The sequence below is a fragment of the Pseudomonas sp. UBA7500 genome, assembly GCF_002478435.1.
Taxonomy (GTDB): Bacteria; Pseudomonadota; Gammaproteobacteria; order Pseudomonadales; family Pseudomonadaceae; genus Aquipseudomonas; species Aquipseudomonas palmensis.
The window spans coordinates 19107-41497 of the sequence record NZ_DLNW01000023.1 but is presented as its reverse complement, the minus strand read 5'-3'; the positions used below and the strand labels follow the sequence as shown (position 1 = coordinate 41497).

The 22391-nt window shown below is 64.1% G+C and carries 14 protein-coding genes; all 14 read right to left on the bottom strand.

Features of this window, described 5'->3' with window-relative positions:
• Positions 1–53 precede the first annotated feature (53 nt).
• The 14 genes from B4I46_RS10770 to flgD all read right to left on the bottom strand — a co-directional run bounded on the left by B4I46_RS10770 (position 54) and on the right by flgD (position 22381).
• Positions 54–3629 carry a glycosyltransferase family 2 protein gene (locus B4I46_RS10770; protein WP_286900110.1) on the bottom strand — a complete coding sequence of 1192 codons (3576 nt, stop codon included), beginning with the start codon at positions 3627–3629 and terminating at the stop codon, positions 54–56.
• A gap of 37 nt (positions 3630–3666) precedes the next feature.
• Positions 3667–4830, bottom strand: a complete 1164-nt coding sequence (rffA, locus tag B4I46_RS10765) for a dTDP-4-amino-4,6-dideoxygalactose transaminase (protein WP_058542058.1) — start codon at positions 4828–4830, stop codon at positions 3667–3669.
• 219 nt (positions 4831–5049) lie between these two features.
• The gene (locus tag B4I46_RS10760; RefSeq protein WP_286900107.1) at positions 5050–7836 is read right to left on the bottom strand and encodes a glycosyltransferase; all 2787 of its coding nucleotides are present in this window, start codon (positions 7834–7836) and stop codon (positions 5050–5052) included.
• Positions 7837–7893: 57 nt separating this feature from the next.
• Positions 7894–11451 carry a glycosyltransferase gene (locus tag B4I46_RS10755; RefSeq protein ID WP_286900104.1) on the bottom strand — a complete coding sequence of 1186 codons (3558 nt, stop codon included), beginning with the start codon at positions 11449–11451 and terminating at the stop codon, positions 7894–7896.
• Positions 11452–11521: 70 nt separating this feature from the next.
• Positions 11522–13105: a flagellar hook-associated protein 3 gene (locus tag B4I46_RS10750; RefSeq protein ID WP_043861791.1), complete on the bottom strand. Its 1584-nt coding sequence runs from the start codon at positions 13103–13105 to the stop codon at positions 11522–11524.
• Positions 13106–13118: 13 nt separating this feature from the next.
• A complete protein-coding gene (flgK, locus tag B4I46_RS10745) occupies positions 13119–15158 on the bottom strand; it encodes a flagellar hook-associated protein FlgK (RefSeq protein ID WP_054915644.1) in 2040 nt (679 codons plus the stop codon).
• Positions 15159–15168: 10 nt separating this feature from the next.
• On the bottom strand, positions 15169–16374 hold the full coding sequence (flgJ, locus tag B4I46_RS10740) for a flagellar assembly peptidoglycan hydrolase FlgJ (protein WP_043861789.1): 1206 nt from the start codon (positions 16372–16374) through the stop codon (positions 15169–15171).
• A 10-nt stretch (positions 16375–16384) separates the two neighbouring features.
• Positions 16385–17494: a flagellar basal body P-ring protein FlgI gene (locus B4I46_RS10735; RefSeq protein ID WP_054915656.1), complete on the bottom strand. Its 1110-nt coding sequence runs from the start codon at positions 17492–17494 to the stop codon at positions 16385–16387.
• Between the two features lie 12 nt (positions 17495–17506).
• The gene (flgH, locus tag B4I46_RS10730; protein ID WP_043861788.1) at positions 17507–18202 is read right to left on the bottom strand and encodes a flagellar basal body L-ring protein FlgH; all 696 of its coding nucleotides are present in this window, start codon (positions 18200–18202) and stop codon (positions 17507–17509) included.
• Between the two features lie 53 nt (positions 18203–18255).
• Positions 18256–19041, bottom strand: coding sequence for a flagellar basal-body rod protein FlgG (gene flgG, locus B4I46_RS10725; RefSeq protein WP_043861787.1), 786 nt, complete (start codon positions 19039–19041; stop codon positions 18256–18258).
• Positions 19042–19086: 45 nt separating this feature from the next.
• Positions 19087–19827 carry a flagellar basal body rod protein FlgF gene (locus B4I46_RS10720; RefSeq protein WP_043861786.1) on the bottom strand — a complete coding sequence of 247 codons (741 nt, stop codon included), beginning with the start codon at positions 19825–19827 and terminating at the stop codon, positions 19087–19089.
• 192 nt (positions 19828–20019) lie between these two features.
• Positions 20020–20211, bottom strand: coding sequence for a hypothetical protein (locus B4I46_RS10715; RefSeq protein WP_376787206.1), 192 nt, complete (start codon positions 20209–20211; stop codon positions 20020–20022).
• Between the two features lie 72 nt (positions 20212–20283).
• Complete coding sequence (gene flgE / locus B4I46_RS10710) at positions 20284–21645, bottom strand: flagellar hook protein FlgE (RefSeq protein ID WP_043861784.1); 1362 nt, start codon at positions 21643–21645, stop codon at positions 20284–20286.
• A 31-nt stretch (positions 21646–21676) separates the two neighbouring features.
• Complete coding sequence (gene flgD / locus B4I46_RS10705) at positions 21677–22381, bottom strand: flagellar hook assembly protein FlgD (RefSeq protein WP_043861783.1); 705 nt, start codon at positions 22379–22381, stop codon at positions 21677–21679.
• Positions 22382–22391: the final 10 nt, after the last annotated feature.

Sequence of the window (22391 nt, the reverse complement as noted above, 5' to 3'; positions counted from 1 at the left end):
CGGTCACGTGAGGACGGCCAGGTCGGGAAGGCCCGACCGCCCTGCAAAACCGCTCAGCCCGCCAGCCAGGCCGCGTGCCACAGCGCCAGGCGCTCGCCCTCGAGCAGCCAGTCGCGCCGCACGCTGGCCTGCAGCACCTCGCCCAGGCTGGCGGAAGCCTGCGGGTCGCCCAGGTGCAGGCGGATCGCGGCCAGCCAGTCGGCCGTGGTGTTGGCCACGCGGGTCAGCGGCAGCACATCGACACCGGCAAAGCCCGGCACTTTGCTGCAGATGATCGGGTAGCCACAGGCGGCGTACTCCAGCAACCCCGGGTTGCCCGAGCAGGCATTGAGCAGGCTCTGGGCCATGGGCGCCAGCGCCAGGTCCAGGTTGAGCGCGGCCAGTGCTGCGGCCTGCCGTTCGGGGGCGACGGCGGCGTGCACCTCCTTCATGTAGGGGCGCAGGGCCTCGGGGCAGTCGCCCAGCGCCACCCACTCCACCTCCGCGGCCAGCGTCCTGACCACATCGACCAGCAGGTCGGCATCCACCGCCCCGGCCCAGCCGACACGGGGCTTGCTGCCCATGCCACGCTTGCCCTGGAGATTGCGCCACCATCGGCCCGGCAAACTGGCCTCCAGCACACGAATATCGTCGTGCTGGCCTGCCAGCACCTCGGCCAGCGCGGGCGCAGGCACGATGATGCGATCGGCGAGGATCACCGCGCTCTGCAAGCGCTGGCTGATTTCGTCGGCGCCAAACCCGGCATGCGCGCCCTGCAAGCGCATCTGCGGCAGATAGCCGTCCACGTCGAGCACCTTGAACGCCCGCGAGAACGCCCGCAGGCGCCGCATGGCCAGCAGTTGCGCGTCATCGAGCGGGCGCTGCAGCAGCACGGTGTCCGGTGCATAGCGCTCCAGCTCCACGGCAGACAGCAGGTGTGGCGTGACCAGCCCGTCCACCAACCCCGCCTCGCGCAGCGCCTTGAACGGCTCGACGATGCGCTGCTGGCCGGCGCCCTGCGGCTCGGCCGGGTGAGCCAGCAACATGGGCAGCGGGTGCCAGCTTTTCAGCGGGTTCCACACCAGCGAGTTGCTCGCCCGGACAAAGCCGCCCGGCACCTGCAACGACAGGTTGGCGTTGTATGCCGGATCGCGGGCCAGGCGTGGCAGCCAGCGGGCCAGCAGAGCGTCCTCCTGCTCCGTGGTCGCCGCGTCGCGCTCGCAAGCGTCCATCAGCAATTGCACATGGGGCGTCCAGACGTTCAGGTAACCGGCCTCCTGCAGCCTCAGGCACAGGTCGACATCCACCCAGCGGGCCAGCAGCGGATCTTCGGCAAAGCCGCCGGCCTCGAGGAACAGCGCCCGGCGCAGCATCAGGCATTCGCCACTGAGCGCCGAACAGCCCTGATCGACCTGCAGCCGCCCCATGTAACCGGCCTGCTGATGATCGACCCCGTCGAATGCCGAGCCCACCAGGCCGGTGAGCCCCAGCACCAGGCCGGCATGCCGGACCTTGCCGTCGGCCGCCAGCAGCTTGGCCCCCACCGCGCCCACCTCGGGCCGCTGGGCGTGATTGAGCAATTGCTGCAACCAGTCGCGCGCGAGGATCCCCGCACGCGCATCCAGCCACAACAGGAAATCGCCACGGGCCTGCTGCGCCGCGTGATTGCACATGGCAACCCGCGACTGGCCGGCAGCATAGTGCAGGACCTGAATCTGCTCACCGCCGATCTGCTCGACCATCGCCAGCCATTCACGGGCAGCCTCGTCCAGGGCAGACGGCGCCAGCAACAGCACTTCGAAGCCGCCAGCCAGCGCCGTGTTCTCCAGCAAGGTTTCGATGCAGCGCTGGAAGTGGCCGACGCTGCCTTCCAGGGCGATCAGGATACTCACCGAGGCGGCCTGGGCATGCCCGTAATCGAGACGATAACGGCCCGGCGACGACGCCAGCACCGCGACCTGCCCCTGCGTGTAACCGCGGGCCTGCAGGTGGCGTTCCAGCACCGCGCGCTCGTGGGCGCAATCACGCAACGGCAGGGCCTCGCCGATCAGCAACGGCTCGGCGACATGCCCCACGCAGCCCAGGCCCTGCTGTTCGACCAGGCGCAGCTGGTACTCCAGCTCGAAGGCCCGAGCGCAGTCGAGGGCGAAGCCGCCCCGTTGCAACAAGGCCTGGCGCTGGTACAACCAGTGCCGGGACAGGCTCGCCGGGAAACTCAGCAGCAGATCGAGGTTGAAATCCGGTCGCAGTGCGATGTCGGTGCTGCCGCTGGTCGCGCGCATCGCTTCATCCGCCATGTACGCCAGGCAACCGGCCTCGGCACCGACAAGCTCGAGTGCCGCTATCAGCAGGCCCGAGGCCGTGAATTCGACGCCCGCCTCCACGATCAGGAACCAGTCGCACCGGCTGTGCTGCAGCGCAGTATTGATGGCTTCAGCTTGCCGCTCCCGGGCACAGGGCACATGCCGTACCTGCGGGTTGGCCAACGACTGGTTGCCGAGCACGCTGACCTCAAGGTGCGGGTACAGGCAGCGCTGCGTACCCAGGCTGGCCAGGGTGGCGGCCAGGCGCTGGCGATCATCAGCGTCATCCAGCACAAGCACACCGATGACCGGCATCGGCTGGCTGTCGAGGCGCTCGTTGATCAGGCGCAGCTGCTGGGCATCAGGGTGGCGCTCGCGCAACCAGGACAGCACGCCCAGGTTCAGGTCCGCTGCTTCGAGCGCGGCCGCCGCCTGGGTCTTGGCAATGAACGTATCCAGCTGCTTCCAGAACGGCAGCGTTGCCAGCACGTAGCGCTGCAATGCCCCCTCCACCCCTGCCCTGGCGGTGGCCAGCGCGTCCGGCTGGTCAAGCAGGGCAAAGCCGGCGCTGCCAAGGAAGCCGGTTTCGAGAAACGTCTGGTCGATACCACTACCGGGCATGAAGATCACAGGGCAGCCACACAGCACGGCAATCACGCAGGTCATCGACCATTCGTAGCTGTACATCACCTCGGCCGAGCGCAGCACCTGGGCCAGTTCATGAAGCGGCAGTGCATTGGCGATGCGCAGCAACTGGATACCCTCGGGCAACAGCGAGTAGTCGATCTGCTCCAGGGGATGACGGTTCTGATACAGGTAGCAACCCCTGCGTGGCGTGCCCGCCGGCGGCGCCTTGAACAGGTCGATGTCGAGCACCGGCAGGCCCAGCAGGTCGGGGTTGGCGTGGCCGCGTTTTTCGGCCAGCGCCGGGCCGTAGTAGAACAGCAGGTCGGTGGGCGCGGCCTCCATCGACTTGCCGTTGATCAGCCCTTCGAAGTTCAGCAAAAAGCGCGAGACCACCCTGCGCCCCAGCGGGTTGCCGACCACCACCTCCGGATACACGGCGATGGCCACCTTGCCGTGTTGCTGATGCCGCTGCTCGGTGGCGGCGTCGAGCAGCGGCGTCTTCAGGTTGGGGTTGACCACCTTGGGCCCGCACAGATACGCCTCGCGCCCGTTCAGGTTGAGCACGTGACACAGGTAGTGCAGCGACACGATGCCCGAGGAGGTGTCCCGGTAGTCGGGCGCCATGATGTAGTAAGGGTGTTCGGGTTTGGCGAACATCAGGGTGTGTCGAAACAACGCCTGCTCAAGGACCTGCGCGTCGACCTGCGAGGCATGCGACATGGTGAAACTCCAATCTCTGATTAGGGGCGTGCTGCTGTCAGCGCGAGGCGCTCGAAGGCTTGTCCTGGAAAAAGCGCGCGATGCACGCACACACATGCGCCACCTGGCGGCTACGCATGTCGGAAAACAACGGCAGGCGCAACAGGCGCTGCGAGACATCCGTGGTGATCGGCAACTGGCCGCTGCTGCGCGCATAACGCAGGCCTGCTGGCGAGTCATGCAATGGCACATAGTGGAACACTGCATTCACCCCATGCTCGCGCAGAAACGCGATCAACGCCGTGCGCTCTTCGACACTGCGCATCAGCAGGTAGAAGATGTGTGCGTTGGCCGGCTTGTCGTCCAGGGTACGCGGCAGCTGAAACAGACCATCGGCGGCCAGTGGTCGCAGCAGGCTGAAATACTTCTCGTACAGGGTCCGACGGTGCTTGTTGATGCGCTCGCCATGCTCGAGCTGCGCGTACAAAAATGCTGCCGTCAGCTCGCTGGGCAGGAACGACGAGCCGACATCCACCCAGGTGTACTTGCTCACTTCGCCGCGGCTGAAGGCCTTGCGGTTGGTGCCCTTCTGCCAGATGATCTCGGCCCGCTCGACCAGCCGCGGATCGTTGATCAGCAGGGCACCGCCCTCGCCGCTGATGACGTTCTTGGTTTCGTGAAAGCTCAGGCAGCCCAGGTGCCCGATGGTGCCCAGGGCGCGCTTGCGGTCGCGGGCCAGGATCGCCTGGGCGGCATCCTCGATCAGGAACAGGCCATGCTTTTCGCAGATCTGCGCCAAGACATCCATGTCGCACGGCTGCCCGGCGTAGTGCACTGCCACCACGGCCTTGGTCTTGTCGGTGATGGCCGCCTCGACCAAGCGCTCGTCCAGGTTCAGGGTGTCGTCGCGAATGTCCACGAACACCGGTACCGCGCCGCGCAGCACGAAGGCATTGGCCGTGGAGACGAAGGTGAAGGACGGCATGATGACTTCGTCGCCCGGCCCGACGTCGGCCAGGATCGCGGCCATTTCCAGCGCAGCGGTGCACGAATGGGTCAGCAGCGCCTTTTCACAGCCCAGGTTGTTTTCCAGCCAGCCCTGACACAGGGTGGTGAATTCGCCGTCCCCCGCAATGGAGCCGTTCATGACCGCCTGGGCAATGTAGAACAGCTCTTTGCCAACCACGAACGGCTTGTTGAAAGGGATAACCTGTTTGCTCACGGTAACGCCTCCATCGCACGGCCCTGGGGCCGGTACGATCTGTGTAGGTTTTTCAGGCGATCACAACGGCGCACCTGCGGCTCGAAAAGCCCGCCCGCCCTGCGATGGCTGTCAATAAACTGCCGTACCCCGGCATGATCCTGACGCGGCGCTCATGCCTGAGCGGGTCGGGCACAAAAAAGCCGGGTACGAAACCCGGCTTTTGCAAAACCCGCGCCATCAGCCCAGGTCGGCGAGCCACTCCAGCACCGGCGAACCACCGGCAGCGACCGAGCGCGACACATCGACACCAAACCGGCCGTCGATGATCACCCGGCTGCTGAACGCAGCCGGCCAACGGCCTTCCAGCGCCTGGCAGGCCTGGGCATCCGGCATTGGCACCTGGTCGCTGAGCAACTGCGCCTGTGGCGCCCAGATCACCAGCAGGCCGGCATCGGCTGCCTTCAGGCACAGCTCGATGTCGGCACCGCCCTCGGCAGACAGGCCATCGCACTGCTCGAACAGTGCCTTGCGTACCATCAGGCAGTCAGCCGACACCGCCGCACAACTGCGGACCACGCCCGACCACAGCGACGCCTTGCTGTCGCGCGTCGACACCCCCAGCCAGGGCGACTGCACCTGGGCGCCGGCAAGCAGTTCGTAACCGGCATGGCTGATGGCGGCTTCGCGGTCCACCAGACGCGCACCCACCACGCCCACTTCAGGGCGCTGGGCCTGGTTGAGCAGGGCTTCGATCCAGGCCGGCGTCACCACCTGGCAACGGCTGGAGAGCAGCACCAGGTACTCGCCACTGGCGTTGACGGCAGCCAGGTTGATCAGCTGCGAGGCTGACTGCACGTGTTCGCCGGCCAGCAGCTTGACCCGCCCGCCAAACCCTTGCAGCGCAGCGACCGTGAGGTCTGCCAGGGTGTCGCGGCAGGCCACCAGCACTTCGTAGCGCGGGTAGCGGGTACGCTGCAGCACACTGGCCACGCAGGCCTTGAGTTGCTCGAGGTCATCGTCGGCCGCGATCAGGATGCTCACCAGCGGCGTGGACTGATGGCGGAAGTCGATCTGCAACTGCCCCTCGCCTGCATCATTGACCTGGCCACGGTAGCCCAGCGCCGCCAGGTGACGGTTGAGCGTGGACAGCGCGTCCTGGGCCATGCCCTCACGCCCGCCCCGACCGATCACCAGGTACTCGTCCATGTGTGCCAGGCAGTTCAGGCCGTTGTGCTCGACCAGACGCAGCAGCAGGTCGAACTCCACCGCCTGCGGGTAGGTTTCGCTGTAGCCGCCCAGTTCGACCACTGCCTCGCGACGTACCAGCCAGTGCTGCGACATCAGATCGGGACGGCTGCGCAGCAGGTCCAGGTTGCCACCCTGGCGCACCACGCTGACCAGACGCCCGTCGGAGTCGCGCTGCACTTCGTTGGCGCAGATGGCCAGGCAGCCCGGGGCTGACGCCAGCTCCACCTGCAGGCGCAGCAAGCCGCCCACGGTCAGCAGGTCGCCGGCCTGCAGCAGCAACAGCCATTCACTTGGTACCTGACGCGCCACCTGGTTCAGGTGGGAGACGAAATTGCCCGGCGTCACCTGGATGAAATGCAGGGTATCGCGGGGCGTGGTCACCACCGGCGGCTTGCCGGCCTTGAGCACGACCAGCTTGAAGTCGCGCAGGCCACTGGCCAACAGGCTGTCGAAGGTGTTCTGCAGTGCGCCGTTGTCGTCTTCCAGGTCGACAACCACGAAGGCGATCTGCGCAGCACGCTGCTTGTTCAGGTGGGCGACGATGCGCTGCTGGGTGGCGGCGTCCGGCGTGGCAGCGGCAATCGACTCCTGCACCAGGCCCGAGGCGGTGGCCCTGAGCCACGCGGCCGGGTCGATGCCCGGCAGACCATCCAGGCGTTCCAGCCATGCCTGCAGCTCGCGGGCATCGGCCTGGACGTCCTCATCCACCAGGGTCGCAAGCAGACGGCGGCAAACCTCGGGGGTGAACACCCCCAGGTCCAACGCTTGCCAGTAGCGTGCCCTCAGGGTATCGACGGTGTCGTTGGGGTGCTCGCGCAACAGCTCGAACTGGCTCACCCAGGTACCCTCGACCGCCTGCCGATGGGCCTGTCCGACCGGCCAGGCGTGCAACAGGAATTCCAGACCGGTCAGTACCTCGAACAACGGCGCATTGTAGTAAGGCAGCGCGACAAACTGGCGCGGCTCGAACCTGCGCTCGGGCGCTGCATTCATGCCGCTCCAGGTGGAGGTGAACAGCAGATCGGTAGCAACACCACCCTGGGTGGCACCAACGAACCGGTCGATGACGGTGAAGCCCTCATCGTCGGCGCATAGCCGAAGGTGGTCGGCGTCCCACTGGCGCAGCACGCGCACCGCACGCACTCGCTGCTCTTCGCGTTCGACCTGGCTCAGCCGGCTGTCGGCGTACTGCACCAGCGCATCGGTCTGGTCCAGCCGCTTGAGCGCGCCCTGGCCGAGCATCGAGTACGACACCACCACCAGCCAGGTATCGAAATCGAGCCCGGCGGGCAAGGTCGACAGCACAGCCTGCAGCGTCGGTACTCGCACGAGCGCACGCCAGGCCGACTGTCCGCTGGCGGCATACTGCTCGATGGCAACACGTGCGTTTTCGCCAACGGTGGCATCAAGTGCATCGCCGATCTTGTGGTAGGCCACCTGCTTGCTGCCGGGGGCGTAGCCCAGCACGTAGCCCTGGGCCAACTGGCACTGCGGGTGCGCATGAAGATGCTCTGCCGCAGCCTCCAGGGCCTGAACACGGACAAAGTCGGTATCCAGCGCCAGGCTCACGAACGGCGTTGCAAGCTGCGAAAGCAGCGCCTGCAGCCCCTGGGTGCAGGCATCGCCAGTCAGGTTCGACGAGGCGTGCTCGACCACTGCACAGGCGAGACCCTGCGTCTTGTAGTAATGCAGTGCGCGCTCGCGATAGCCCTGCTCTTCATGCCCCAGCAGCACGACCGTAACGTCTTTGCCCAACCCGGTTGCGTTGTCAGTCATAAAGCACCTACCTCTGTTGTTGGATGCCCGGCCAGGCGACTTGCCGGCCGGTGGAGGTCAATCGGCCAACCAGCCGTTGGCCCATTGCTGCAGATTGTGTGTATTGAGTACGTAGTCACGCAGTACCGCTTCGCGTAGCGCATCGCCCTGGCGATAACTGGCCTGCGGATCTGCCAGGTGCATGCGGATCGCGTCCAGCCACTGCTCGGTGGTGTTACTGGCGACCCGCGTACAGGGCAGGTAACCACCGTAGGCCTTGGTCTCGGTGCAGATCACCGGGAAACCGCAAGCACCGTATTCCAGCAGGCGCAGGTTGCTCTTGCAGTCGTTGAACAGGTTCTGCTCGAGCGGCGCCAGCGCCAGATCGAGGTTCAGGCCCGCCAGCTTCTGCGGGTACAGGTGCAGCGGCACGCCGGCATGAAACTCCTTGATGTAGGGACGCAGCAGCTGCGGGCACATGCCGAAGAACACCCAGTCGACCTCATTGGCCAAGGTCTTGACCACCTCGGCCAGCAGTTCGAGGTCGCCGCGGTGGCTGGTGCCGCCCGCCCAGCCGACACGCGGACGCGCCGACGTCTGGCGGCGCCCCTTCAGGCCGCCCCACAACGAGCGCGAGAGCATGTTGGGGACCACGCGAATATCCCGGTGCATGCTCGACAGCGCGTCGGCCAGTGGCTCGGTGGAGACCACCACCCGATCACACAGGGCGATACCGCGGCTGACCATTTCGCGCATGTTGCCGGGCATGTTGCGCCGGTGTTCATTCTTCTCGGGCACATCGATGATGTAGTCATCGATCTCGTAGATGCGCCGAGCCGAAGAAAGTCGCTGGATGCGCGCCATCTCCTCAAGCGAGCCGGTGGTATAGCGGCACTGCAGGATGATCACATCCGGCTTGCAACGCTCAAGCTCCACCATGCTCGGCAGCACATAGTTCAACTGTCCCTGTATCCAGCCGGCCCGTTCCAGCTCCTTGAACGGCTGGCTGACGCGATAGTGTCCGACCGCAGTGGTGTTGATTGGCAAAGCCATGACAAAAGGCAGCACCGGCTGGATGAACGGCACCCATCCCTCGCGCAGGCCCGGCTCCAGGTTGAAACTGGCCATGCGCAAGCTGAGGTTGTGGTTGTACGCCGGGTCATTGGCCACGCGCGGCAGCCAGCGCTCGTAGAAGCTGTCCTTGTGCTGCTCGTCCAGGGCCACCGTCTGCGAGGTGGCCTTGGCAACCACCGCAAAGGGAGTCCAGACGATCAGATAGCCATGGTCGCGCATACGCAGGCAAAGGTCGGCATCACTCAAGCCGGTCGAGAAGGTTTCGCCGTCCAGACCGCCAAGCTGGTCGAACAGCTCGCGACGTACCATCAGGCAGACGCCACTCACGGCGCTGTAGTTCTGCACGCAGGCCAACCGATTCATGTAGCCATTGGCGTCTGCGGGCTGGCCGAAAAACGGACTGCTGGCAAGGCCGTGCAGCCCCAGCACCAGGCCTGCTCCGGTCACGTTGCCAGTCTGGTTGCACAATTTTGGCCCGACGATGCCGACCTCTGGACGCTGGGCCTGACCTACCAGTTCATCAAGCCATTGCGCGTCGAAAAACACGCAGTCCGAATCGAGCAACAGCAGGTAGCTGCCACGTGCCTGCAGGCTGGCCTGGTTGTAAAGCGCCGGGCCATTCGCCGAGGCTACCGGCACAATGCGCAACTGCTCGCTGCCAAGCCCCTGCATTGCAGCCAGCCAGCCTTGTACCGGCATCGACTCACGACCACTGACAGCAATCAGGATCTCGTAGTTGCGGTAGGCGGTGTGCTCGAAAATCGATTCGACGCAGCGCGTCAGTGCCTTTACGTCATCGCCTGCGGCAACGATGATCGACACCGCCGGCGTATCGGCATGTCGATACTGCACATGGGCAAACATCGAGCCTTCGGCGCTGACCACCTCGGCCTCGACGCCCAGGCGTGCCAGATGCGCACGCAGCACCCTGGGTGCCTGTGCGGCACAGGCCGCTTCCCGCTGCCAGGCCTCATAGCCGTAGCGACATTGCACCAGCAGCTCGGCGACATGCCCCACCGCGCCCAGCCCCTGACTCTCGACCAGTTTCCAGAGCATGTCGTGGGGTGCCAGCGACTCGAACTGCGGGTCGAAACCGCCCTGCTCACGCACCCGGGCGGTATCGAAGGCCAGCAGCCTGCCTACGTAGGGAACACTGCGCATCAGGTCCAGGTTGAAGTCCGGCTTGAAGATCGGCTGGCTGGGCTGCAGGTTGTCGTGGGTGCCTTCATCGGTGTACAGGCACGCGCAGTCGGGTTGCAGTGCCATGCGCTCGGCCATGATGACCAACGCATGCGGGTGCAGGCAGTCGCCTGCACGCAGCAGGAATACCCAGTCACCCGCCCCATCGCGGGTCACGCAGTCATTGAGCTGCTCGATGGCATGGCCCTGGGCGTGCACCTGCACGAACTTGGGGTTCAACGGTTGCAGCGCTGCCGGGCCCAGCACGCAAATGGCCGCAGCGGCATAGGACTGTTGCTCGAGGCTGTCCAGCGTGGCCTTGAGTGCCACGCCATCGTCTTGGGCAGCGAGCACCAGCACGTCGATGCGTGGGCGACGCGGCCATTGCGCAATGCGCTTGGGCAGCAGGTCAAGCTGCGCCGCCGACAATACCCGACACCCCAGCCACTCGCCGTACAGCTCGGTGAAGCTCAGGCTGCTGGTGCCGACCTGTTGCTGAAAACTGGCGACCTGGCGCGCATACAGGCGCGTCAGCTCGAACTCTTCCCAGGCCTTGTCTGCGCCGGCGGTGTAGAGCTCCAGTGGTATGTGCCGCACCCAACCGCTGGCCGGCGCCGGTTCACTGGTGCGCGAGGCGAGCATCTGGCGCAACCACTCGCTTTCGGTAGCGAAAGCCAGGGTCATGCTGGGGTGATGGCTCAAGCGCCCAGGGTGAACGCGCTCCAGGCTGAGCATGGTGTTCAGGTAGACCAGGTGGCCACGGCGCAGCAGGCAGATGAACAGTGCCTCGACCAGACGCGCGCGAAAGCCCTCGCCGTCCTGCACCAGTTGCGGCAGCAATGCCTGAACCTGGGCGCGGCGCACCAGGGCATGGCTGATGCCACCGAACAGGTTCGGCAGGCTGCTCTCCAGCGCTTCCAGCAAATCGCCGCCGTTGATCACCGCACTGCTGGGGGAAATCATGCAGTTGGCCGGGCGCATGGGCAGTACCGTTTCGTCCGCCGCGCAGATCAGCCGATGGTGAACCAGCACATTCACATCCGGGCAGTCGAGCATCACCTGCACCGACTGAGCGATGCAGTCACTCACCAGCCAGTCGTCATCGCAGAGAAACTTGATGAATTCACCCTGCGCCTGCTCCAGGCACATCAGCACATTGCGCGAAAAGCCCAGCGTCGACGGGTTGCGCACATACCGCAGCGCGCACGTGGCCTGGCCTGCCCACAGGTCGAAAATCGCCTTGATCTCGTCACCCTGGCTGTCGTCGCACACGACCACTTCCACATTGGCATAACGCTGGGTAATGGCACTGTGCAGGGCGCGGCTGAAAAATTCGGGGTTGAACGCGGGGATGGCGATGCTGACGAGCGGCAGTTCGTTCATTGAGATAGACCTGGAGAAAACCCCGGGGGCGACTGAGCGCCCCCGGGTGGGTACTGCAGAAAAGGGTCAATCAGAGCCGGTTGAACAGCCCGAGCGCGGCCAGCTTGCTGAAGGCCAGTTGCGAGGCTTGCAGCATGTTCTGCTGAAGCGTGAGACGGATCATCGTCTCGGCAGGGTCGGCGTTGCGGATCGAGTTCTGCGTGATGGTGTTGGCCGACTGCAAGGCTTCGTTGGTTTCTGCCTGCACATCCAGTGCCGCACCGCGTCCACCGATGGAGCTGATGGATTCGGCGATCTTGTCCGCTGCGCTGGCCAGGTTGGAGATAGCCGAGTCCATCGACGCGAGGAAGTTGCGGCGGGCTGTCGGATCGTTGTCGACAGGTGTCAGCAGCGCGGTACGCAACTGATGGATGGTGTCGAGCACGTTCTGGTTCTGGTGGTTGTTGACCTGCACCGAGTACTGGTCGCCATCTTTCGGAGTACCAGTGAAGGTGAAGTCGACGCCGGCCACACGGGTCGGGCTGACGGTGGTATCACCGCTGCCCACAGGACGGCTGTCGGCAGTCATCGGCTGCGCATAGACATCGAACGTGGTGTCGCTGGTGAACTTGACGATCGCACCGCCACCGGGGAACGCAGCGTCGTATTTTGCCTTGTCCGCGATCGACAGGCCGCTGAGCTGGCCGTCGGGCGACACGTTGCCGGGGCTGCGGGTGCCGGTGATTTCGTCGGGCTTGGAAGCGAGGGTGAACTCGTGCCCGCGCACCGCGTCGTCAGCGGCGGTGGGGTCGGTCAATTCGTCGCCCTGCAGGCCGACTTCCATGCGGATGTCGACGCCGCGGAAATTGATGGTGGTGTTGCCGCCCTTCGGGTTGAAGACCCCGCCATTGGTGGCTTCCAGGGTACGGTCGACGTTGTTGACGTCGGTGATCTTGAATTCGGTGGCGCTGACGAACTCGATCTTGTACGGCTCGCCGCTGCGGAACAGGTCGTTGTAGGTCGAGCTGCCGGAGACCTGGCCATTGGACAGGTTGACACGCACGTCGGCCGGGTTGGCAGGCGCGGTCATGGTGGTCTGGCTGCGGCTGGTGTTTAGCGCCTTCTGGAACACGTCGTAGCCGGTCTCGTTGGTGGCCACGCTGAGCATGTCACCGACCTGCAGGTTGGTGGTGCTCTGGTCGCCCTTGTACGAGTAGGTGCCATCGGCATTGCGTTCGAACGGCTGGGTGTCACCACGCGAACCCGAGAAGATGTACTTGCCGTTCTCGTCGCGGCTGTTCATCAGACTGAACAGTTGCTCTTCGAGCTGCGACAACTCCTGCTCGTTGGCCTTGCGATCGTTGTCGGTCATGTTGCCGCTGCCGGCGCCGATCGCCAGCTCCTTCACCCGCGACAGCACATTGGTGATGCTGTTGAGGGTGGCCTCGGAGGTGCCCAGGCTGGAGCGTGCACTGGAGATGTTGCCACTGTACTGGGTGATCAGGTTGTTCTGCTGTTCCAGTTGCAGCAGGCGCGCGGCACCGACCGGGTCGTCCGCGGCGGTACGTACGCGCAACTGGTCACTGGCCTGCTGCTGGGACTCCACGGCCTTGGCGAAGTTAGCCTGATAGTTGGAGGTGCTGGTCTGGTAGAACTGGGCGGTGGAAATGCGCACGATCTACGACTCCTTAAAGGCTGTTGATCAGCGTGGAGAAAATTTCCTGCGCGATCTTGATGATCTGCGAGGAGGCCGTGTAGTACTGCTGGAACTTGATCAGGTTGCCGGTTTCTTCGTCCAGGTCGACGCCGGACACCGAAGCGCTGGCGGCTACCGCAGACTTCTGCAGGGCTCCGGTGGCCTCGGTATCGAGCTTGGCCTGGGCCGCCTTGCCGCCGACGTTCTCCACCAGCTTGCCGTAGGCATCGGTCAGGCTGATGCCCTTGCCGTTGGGGCCGACGTCGACGGTGGCCTTGGTCTGCAGATCGATCACCGCCTGGCCGTTGCGGTTGTCGGCCGAGCCGGCACCGGTCATGCCCACCGTGTAGTTGTCGCCCTGCTTGGGCGAACCGGCCACGGTCATTTCAAAGGTGATGTTCTTTTGTGGCGTACCCACCGGGTTGCCGCTGGCATCGACCATCGGCACGTTGATCTGCAGCTTGTTTTCCTGGCCCGGAATGATAGTACCGCTGCCGATTTCATCGCCCTGGGCGTTGTGGATCTTGTAGGTCTGCGGGTTGGTGCTTTCATCACCGAACACCAGCTTGACCGGCGTCGAGTACTTCAGGCCGTTCTGCAGCTCGATGCGCTGGGCCGAGTCGTAGATGTCGATCATCGAAGTCAGGTTGGGCTGACCGATGATGCCGGTACCCTGGTTGCCTGCACCGCTGGTGCCGGTCAGCGGCGCCGCCAGCGCGATGCGCTTGGGGTCGGTGAGCACGGTGTCGAGGCTGCCCGCGGCGCCGCGGGTCGGGGTGATCTTGAACGAGTCGCCCTTGCTGGGCAGGCCACCGTTCATTTCCAGGGTGAAGCCGTCGATCACCGGCGGTGGGGTCTCGTCCAGCTTGTAGGAGCCCACTGCAGTGCCACCCGGGAGCCGGGTGACGGTGTAGTTGTTGTCGTCGGTAAAGGTCACCTGGTAGTCGCTGGTGGTCAGCTTGCCGGTGTCCTTGATGTTGACGTTAAGGCTGCCGGTGGCGGCGTTGTTGCCCGCCTTGGCGATGCTGCGCTGAGCCATCATGGTGGCGTTGTTGATATCGTTGAACAGGGTTGCGCCGAAGTCACCGTTCTTGTCGATACCTTGCGCCAGCTGGCTGTTGATCCGGTCGGCCACCACCAGGGCCACACGGCCGAGTTCGTTGAGCGCCGGTTCCAGCACGTCATTGCGGTAGGTGATCAGGCCGCCGATCTCGCCACCGCTGACGCTGTTGGTGATATCGATCTTGGTGGTGCCGCGGTTGAGCACCAGGTTGGAACGCGTCGGGTCGGTCGGGCTGTTCACCGTCTCGAGGGTGTTGGTGGTCTTGCCGAGCACCAGCGACTGGCCGTTCTTGAGGTACACGTCGAGGTTGCCCTCGCGCTCGACCACATCCACGCCCACCAGGTTGCTGAGCTGGCGCACCGCTTCGTTGCGCTTGTCGAGCAGGTCGTTGGGGCTGCCCTGCAATGACGACACGCGGGAGATCTGGTCGTTGTAGTTGGCAATGGTGGCCGTCAGGTTGTTGACCTGGGTGGCCATCGACGACAGGTTGCCGTTGATGTTGGTGTTCTGCTGGTTGAGCTGCGCGGCGATGGTGTTGAAGCGCTTGCTCAGTGCCTGGGCGCTGGTCAGCAGCAACTGGCGCGAGGCGTCTTCGGTCGGCTTGGCGCCAGCGCTCTGCAGGGCGGTGAAGAAGCTCTGCAGGGCGCCAGTGATACCGGTGTCCTTGTCCGACAGCAGCTTGTCGGTGGGGCTGACCTGATCGAGAAAGGCGTTGGCCTCGCTGCTCAGCGAGTTGGTGGTACGCAGCTGGTTTTCCAGGAAGTTGTTGTACACGCGGCGCACATCGGCCAGCGTGGTGCCGGTGCCGATGAACACCTGGCCTTCGCGGATCGAACTCTTGGAGTTTTGAATGTTCTGCTGGCGCGAGTAACCAGCGGTATCGACGTTAGCGATGTTGTTACCCGTGGTGTGCATGCCCGATTGGGCAGCGCTGGCACCGGATAAGCCGATATTGATCAAACTCGCCATAATTCAAACCTTATAGTTTCGTTGTAGTAGCGACAGCTGCGTAGCTCTCGTACGACTTCATCTGTTTTGCGATCTGCGAGATCTTGCTGGCGTAGTCCGGATCGGTTGCATACCCGGCCTTCTGCAGCTCTCGCACAAACTGTTCAGGCTTATCGGCCGCATTTACCGCATCTTTATAGCGAGCATTGTTTTGCAACAGGCTCACCAGGTCGTGGAAGCTGTCCTGGTAGGAGTCATAGGAACGGAACGCAGCGGTTTCCTTGACGAACTGCCCGTCACGGAACTCGCTGGTGATCGCACGTGCCTGATCGCCTTTCCAGTTGCCGGTGGCCTTGATGCCGAACAGGTTGTGGCTGCTGCTGCCATCGGCCTGGCGCATCACCGATTTGCCCCAGCCGGTTTCCAGGGCGGCCTGTGCCACCAGGTACCGCGGGTCGATGCCGATACGCTTGGCGGCCTGCTCGGCCATCGGCAGCATGGTGGTGACGAACTCGTCGCTGGAATCGAACGCGCGCTTGGCCGGGGCCAGTGGCGGCTGCGCCACGGCACGTCCGTAGATACGCATCGAGCCCGGCGCGGCAAAAGTCTGGGCCGGGGCCCAGTCGCCCTTGACCAGCGCATCGGTCATGGCCGTGGTGCGCTGCGGCAACGCGGCGGTATTGGTGGTGGCTGGCGTGCCATCTGCCGACGGCACGATACCGGCCAGCAGGCGATCGGTGAGCTTGCCGGGCAACGCCAGGCGCCGCGAATTGAGCGCCGCCATGTCGTTGCGGTGGCTGGTGCTGGCGGCATCACGCAGTGGCTCGGCCACCTTGGTCGCCCACAGGCTGCGCTGCTGCAGGTCGACCCGCGGGAACGGGCTGCTGGCCGCCGCTGCAGCGTTGGTGGCCTTCTGCTTGGACAGCTGGCGCATCAGCACATCCTGCAGGCCGATGCCGCCGCCCTCGCGGGACATGCTCACCGCCAGCTGCTGGTCGTACATCTGCTGGTACTGCTTGGTGGTTTCGGTATTGAGCGGGTTGTCCTTGGCCAGCACATCGCTGGCCGAGCGCATCGACTTGAGCATCTCGTTGAGGAACAGCGACTCGAATTCCTGGGCGACCTTGCGCAGGTTGGCGTCGCTGTCGCGATCACCCACCTTGAGCGAGTTGAGGCGGTTGAGGTCGGTGTAGGCACCACTGTCGGCGGCACTGATGCCGCTTTTAGGCATATCCATGACCAGCCCCTCAGATCACGATCAGGTCGGCTTGCAGCGCGCCGGCCTGTTTGAGGGCTTCGAGAATCGCCATCAGGTCACCGGGGGCCGCGCCCACCTGGTTGACCGCACGCACGATCTCGTCGAGCGTGGTGCCCGGCCCGAACTTGAACATCGGCTTGGCTTCCTGCTCGGCGTTGACCCGCGAGCGCGGCACCACTGCCGTCTCGCCATTGGAGAACGGGCCGGGCTGGCTGACGATCGGGTCTTCGGTGATGGTCACGGTCAGGCTGCCGTGGGTGACCGCCGCTGGCGATACCTTGACGTTCTGGCCGATCACGATGGTACCGGTACGCGAGTTGATGATGACCTTGGCCACTGCCTGGCCGGGGTCGATCTCGAGATTCTCCAGGATCGACAGGTAGTCGACGCGCTGGCTCGGGTCCAGGGGTGCGGTGACGCGCACCGAGCCACCATCCAGCGCCTGGGCCACACCCGGGCCGAGCAGTTCGTTGACCTTGTCGACGATACGCTTGGCGGTGGTGAAGTCGGGGCGATTGAGGTTCAGGGTCAGGCTGTTGCCCTGGTTGAAGCCGCTCGGCACCGAGCGCTCTACCGATGCACCGCCCGGAATACGCCCGGCCGATGGCACGTTGACGGTGATCTTGGAACCATCACGGCCCTCGGCATCAAAGCCGCCCACCACCAGGTTGCCCTGGGCAATGGCGTAGACGTTGCCGTCGATACCCTTGAGCGGGGTCATCAGCAGGCTGCCGCCGCGCAGGCTCTTGGAGTTGCCGATGGACGACACCGTGATGTCCACCACCTGGCCCGGCTTGGCGAACGCCGGCAGGTCGGCGTGCACCGACACTGCCGCGACGTTTTTCAGTTGCACGTTGCCCGAGCCCGGCGGCACCTTGATACCGAACTGCGAGAGCATGTTGTTGAAGGTCTGCAGGGTGAACGGGGTCTGGGTAGTCTGGTCACCCGTGCCGTTGAGCCCCACCACCAGGCCGTAGCCGATCAACTGGTTGGTACGCACGCCGGAAATGCTGGCGATGTCCTTGAGGCGCTCGGCATGTACGCCGAACGCGGTGGACAACAGGACAGTCGCGGCAATCAGCTGCTTGATGTTGAACATGATCATCCGAACCTAGAAAGGCCAAAGCGGGCTGATGAAGAAGCGGTCCAGCCAACCGGGCTGGCTGGCATCGGCAAACGAGCCGGTGCCCGAATAGGTGATGCGCGCATCGGCGACCCGGGTCGACGGCACGGTGTTGTCGGTGGCGATGTCGTCGGCGCGTACCATGCCGGCAATACGCACCAGCTCGTCGCCGGTGTTGAGGGTCATCCACTTCTCGCCGCGTACCGCGATGATGCCGTTGGGCAGCACGTCGGCCACGGTGACGGTGATCGAACCGGTCAGGGTATTGCCCTGGGCCGCCTTGCTGTCGCCCTTGGTGGCGCGGTCGCCGCTGTAGCCGGCGCTGAGGCTCAGGTCACCGTCGCCAAACGGATTGTTGGTGTTGACCCCGGCACCGAACAGCGAGGTCAGGCCAAGCTCGGCCTTGCTGTTCTTGGCGATCTGCGAGTTGGCGTTCTTGCTCGCCTGGGTACGCTCGTTGAGCGTGATGGTGATGATGTCGCCCACCCGGAACGCCTTGCGGTCGCTGTACAGGTTCTGCTCGAAACCGGCCTGGTAGATGGAGCCGTTGTTGGCCGCTGCAGGCAGGGGTGTACGCGGCAACACAGGCGCGTAGTACGGGTCGTTGGGCTTTGGCGTCGGCGCGACGCAACCGGCCAGCAACACCACCCCACCCAGGGCGAATACGGACAACAAACGGCTCATGACTCTGACCTCACGGTGTAACAGGCGCCGCATCAGCGCCCCTGGGGCTTCACTTACAGGTTCTGGGTAACGAACGAGAGCATCTGGTCGGCGGTGGAAATCACCTTGGAGTTCATCTCGTAGGCACGTTGGGTGGTGATCATGTTGACCAGCTCTTCCACGGTGCTGACGTTGGAGTTTTCCAGGGTCTGCTGCAGGGTGGTACCGAAGCCGTTCAGGCCCGGCGTGCCGATCTGCGGCGCACCGCTGGCGGCGGTTTCCAGGAACAGGTTGTTGCCCATGGCCTGCAGGCCGGCCGGGTTGATGAAGTCGGCGGTCTGGATGTTGCCGATGATCTGCGCGGCCGGGTTGCCGGCGGTGGTGATCGATACGGTGCCGTCCTGGCCCACGGTGAAGGTCTGCGCGTCTGGCGGCACGACCACGGCAGGCTCGAGGGCGAAACCGTTGGCGGTGACCACCTGGCCATCGGAGTTCAGGTGGAAGGTACCGTCACGGCTGTACGAAACGGTGCCGTCTGGCTGCAGTACCTGGAAGAAGCCGCGACCGTTGATGGCCATGTCCAGCGGGTTCTCGGTGGTTTGCAGGCTGCCGGTGCTGAAGTTTTTCTGGGTGCCGACGATGCGCACACCAGTACCCACCTGCAGACCCGATGGCAGCTCGCTGTCCTGGGTCGACTGTGCACCTGGCTGGCGCTTGATCTGGTAGAGCAGGTCCTGGAACTCGGCACGATCACGCTTGAAGCCGGTGGTCGAGACGTTGGCCAGGTTGTTGGAAATGGTGGTCAGGTTGGTGTCCTGGGCGGACAAACCGGTTTTACTGACCCAAAGAGCCGGAAGCATGCTGTTCTCCTCGTGCGCCTGTTTTACGGCGCTACGTCTGTGTAATTAGCCGATTTGCAAAACCCGAGCCATGGCTTCGTCGCCTTCCTTGGCCGTGGTCATCATCTTGACGTGCAGTTCGAATTGACGGGACAGCGCCAGCACCGAGGTCATTTCCTCGACGGCATTGACGTTGCTGGCTTCCAGGAAACCGGACACCACCTGCACGTTGGCATCGGCATCGGCAGGCTGGCCGCTCTTGGTGTGGATCATGCCGTCCAGGCCCTTGTTGAGGGTCTTGACGTCGGGGTTGACCAGCTTGATGCGATCGACCTCGGCCATCACCCGCGGGCCTTCACCCATGGCGCGAATGCTGATGGTGCCGTCCTGGCCGATCTCGACCTTCTGCTCGGGCGGCACGGCAATCGGGCCACCATTGCCCATCACCGGCATGCCGTTGCCCGCGCGCAGCACGCCCAGGGCATCGATGTTGAGGCTGGCGGTACGCACGTAGGCTTCGCTGCCATCCGGGGCCTGCACGGCGATGAAGCCGTCGCCACCAATGGCGATGTCCAGGTCGCGGCCGGTCTCCTGCATGGCACCGGGGCTGAAATCGGTGGCAGGACGTTCGGTCATGGCATAGGCACGCGCCGGAAAGCTGTCACCAAACACCGGCATCGAGCGCGCCTGCTCCAGGTCGCGCTGAAAGCCGCTGGTGGAAATGTTCGCCAGGTTGTTGGCATGCGCCCGTTGCGCCAGTGCGTTCTGGCTGGCACCGGTCATGGCCACGTAAAGCATCTTGTCCACAGATCATCCTCCGCTGCGCTGGCGAACACTTGCCGTTCACCGCTGCTTTGCCGGTCACTCAAGCAAGTTTCAAACCAACTCTGCAAAACAGGGGTAAAGCCCCGTCAATGCGGGGGCTGGAGCACAGGCCAGCGCCTGCGCGTGCGATGCACCGTCGAAAATACGGCGCCAGCTTGCCGCTAGCGGCAAACCTCAGTTGTCACGGCAACCGCCATTGTTGAAAGGCCCGGCAAACCGACGCCAGCCCTCGCCCGGCGAAACCTGCGAACAGACGAGCCGGCCATCGGCCTGGCTTTCCCAGCGATACCAGGCGGCCATGTCGGCGCCGACCTGCACAGCCACCACCAGCAAGGCGAAGCCCACGATTGCGAGTGCGCACTTCATTTCTACTGCCTCCGAAACAAAGAACCCCTTCCGAGAAAGGGGTTCGTCCATGCTCATTCCATCAGGCGATCATCAGGTCATCTGGATGATGGTCTGCATGATGGTGCTTTCGGTAGAGATGGTCTTGGAGTTCGCCTGGAAGTTGCTCTGCGCCTTGATCAGCTCGACCAGCTCCATGGTCAGGTTGACGTTGGACGCTTCCAGTGCGTTGGACTCGATCGAACCCAGGGTACCGGTCTTCGGGGTGTCGATGCCCGGGATGCCCGAGGCGTAGGTCTCTTTCCAGCGGGTACCACCCAGCTGCTCCAGACCCTGCTCATTGGCGAAGCTGGCAATCGCGACCTGGCCGATGGCGCGGGACTGCTGGTTGCTGAAGCTGGCGAACATCACACCGGTGGAGTCGATGCTCAGGCTGGACAGGATGCCGGTGGCATAGCCGTCCTGCGCCTGGGACATGCGGGCAGTGTCGGTGTTGTACGACGTGGTGCTGGTCATGTTCATACGGATGCCGTCGGCATTGCCGGCCGAACCGTTGGATGCCCACTTGTCGGTGGCCTTGTCGTAGGACGCCGGCACCCAGCCTTTCATGGTGAAGTTGTTGTTGACCACGGTGAATTCGGAGCCCGCCGGGTGACCGGTATTGTCGGCAGTCATGGCCTTGACACTGCCATCAGGATTGAAGCTGATGGTGCCGGACAGTGGCTTGGTGCTGGCAGGGTCGAACGGGTTGCGACCATCGACCAGCGTGTAGGTGGTCCACTGGTTGTCGCCGGTCTTGCGATAGAACTGCTCCATCGTGTGCTCGTTGCCCTGACTGTCGTAGATCTTGGTCGGGAACGATTTGGTGTAGGTGCTCTCGTCCGAAGGGTCGAACGTCTTGTTGTCCACCAGCACCGGCGGCGTGCTGTCATCCAGTACCTGCAGCGGGATCGACGGCGCCGAGGAGTTCAGGTTGATGCCCTGATCGATCAGCGTGGTGGTCTTTGGCGCCAGCGCGGAGGTGTCGATCTTCAGGTCGGTCAGCACGCCCTTGATGATCTTGCCGTTGACGTCGGCCGCGTAACCTTGCAGACGGATACCGTCCGAGGTCACCACGTAGTTGTCCTTGTTGGTCTGGAACGCACCGGAACGGGTGTAGCTCAGCGAGCCGTTGTCGCTCAGGACGAAGTAGCCCTGGCCCTGGATACCCATGTCCAGTACGTTGCCGGTGTTGTTGATGTCACCCTGACCGAACTGCTGGGAGACTGCAGCCAGACGCACCCCGTTGCCGACGGTCTTGCTGCCCACGCCCAGTTTGCTGGCCGAGTACACATCGGCGAACTCGGCGCGCGAGGCCTTGAAGCCGGTGGTCGAAACGTTGGCGATGTTGTTGCCGGTGACAGCCAGTTGCTTGTTGGCTGCATAGAGACCGCTAAGGCCGATATTGAAAGACATCTTTCCACTCCTTGTGCCGCGTTAGCCGGCTCTATATACCGATAGTTTGGACTTTGGACAGCGCAACGCTGCCCAGGCCAGCGAGGTTGAGCATCAGCTCGCCGCCGGTCTGACTGATGGTGACGCTGCTGACGGTGGCCGGCAGCAGGGTGTACATCTCGGCCGACTTGCCATCGACGGTGGTCTTGGCCGTGAAGGTGTAGGTACCCGGGTCGACCTTTTCGCCCTTCTCGTTGGTACCGTCCCAGATGAAGTCGGCATTGCCGGCCTTCTGCTCGCCCAGGTCGATGGTCTTGATGGTCTTGCCATCCTTGTCGGTGACAGTGACGGTGCCCGAAGTGATCGACTGCGGGACCACCACCTGGCCAGTGAAGCTCTTGGTGGTGTCGACCACGGCCTTGTCGGCCTGGGTGATCACCGAGCGACCGACCAGCCCGGAGGCCTGCAGCGCCTGCGAGGAACCCATGGCCCCCGTGATGGCGTTGACCGAATCGTTCAGCGAGGTGATGCCTTCGAGGCTGGAGAACTGCGCCAGCTGGGCCACGAACTCGCTGTTGTCCTGGGGGTCGAGCGGGTTCTGGTGCTGCATCTGGGTAACCAGCAGCTGAAGGAACGCGTCCTTGCCCAGGGTCTGGCCGTTGGCGGTCTTGCCGCCCAGGCCGCTTGCCGCGTTCGTATTGCTGGACTTCTTGACGCCGGAATTAGAAATGACGTCGTTCAGGTTTACATCAGCCATAAAAAACGCC

Bases quoted from the DNA above. Each gene is read 5' to 3' on its own strand.
- B4I46_RS10760 (WP_286900107.1), bottom strand. From the start codon at position 7,836: ATGACTGACAACGCAACCGGGTTGGGCAAAGACGTTACGGTCGTGCTG.
- flgJ (WP_043861789.1), bottom strand. From the start codon at position 16,374: ATGGATATGCCTAAAAGCGGCATCAGTGCCGCCGACAGTGGTGCCTAC.
- B4I46_RS10735 (WP_054915656.1), bottom strand. From the start codon at position 17,494: ATGTTCAACATCAAGCAGCTGATTGCCGCGACTGTCCTGTTGTCCACC.
- flgK (WP_054915644.1), bottom strand. From the start codon at position 15,158: ATGGCGAGTTTGATCAATATCGGCTTATCCGGTGCCAGCGCTGCCCAA.
- flgE (WP_043861784.1), bottom strand. From the start codon at position 21,645: ATGTCTTTCAATATCGGCCTTAGCGGTCTCTATGCAGCCAACAAGCAA.
- flgH (WP_043861788.1), bottom strand. From the start codon at position 18,202: ATGAGCCGTTTGTTGTCCGTATTCGCCCTGGGTGGGGTGGTGTTGCTG.
- B4I46_RS10770 (WP_286900110.1), bottom strand. From the start codon at position 3,629: ATGTCGCATGCCTCGCAGGTCGACGCGCAGGTCCTTGAGCAGGCGTTG.
- B4I46_RS10715 (WP_376787206.1), bottom strand. From the start codon at position 20,211: ATGAAGTGCGCACTCGCAATCGTGGGCTTCGCCTTGCTGGTGGTGGCT.
- B4I46_RS10755 (WP_286900104.1), bottom strand. From the start codon at position 11,451: ATGAACGAACTGCCGCTCGTCAGCATCGCCATCCCCGCGTTCAACCCC.
- flgG (WP_043861787.1), bottom strand. From the start codon at position 19,041: ATGCTTCCGGCTCTTTGGGTCAGTAAAACCGGTTTGTCCGCCCAGGAC.
- flgD (WP_043861783.1), bottom strand. From the start codon at position 22,381: ATGGCTGATGTAAACCTGAACGACGTCATTTCTAATTCCGGCGTCAAG.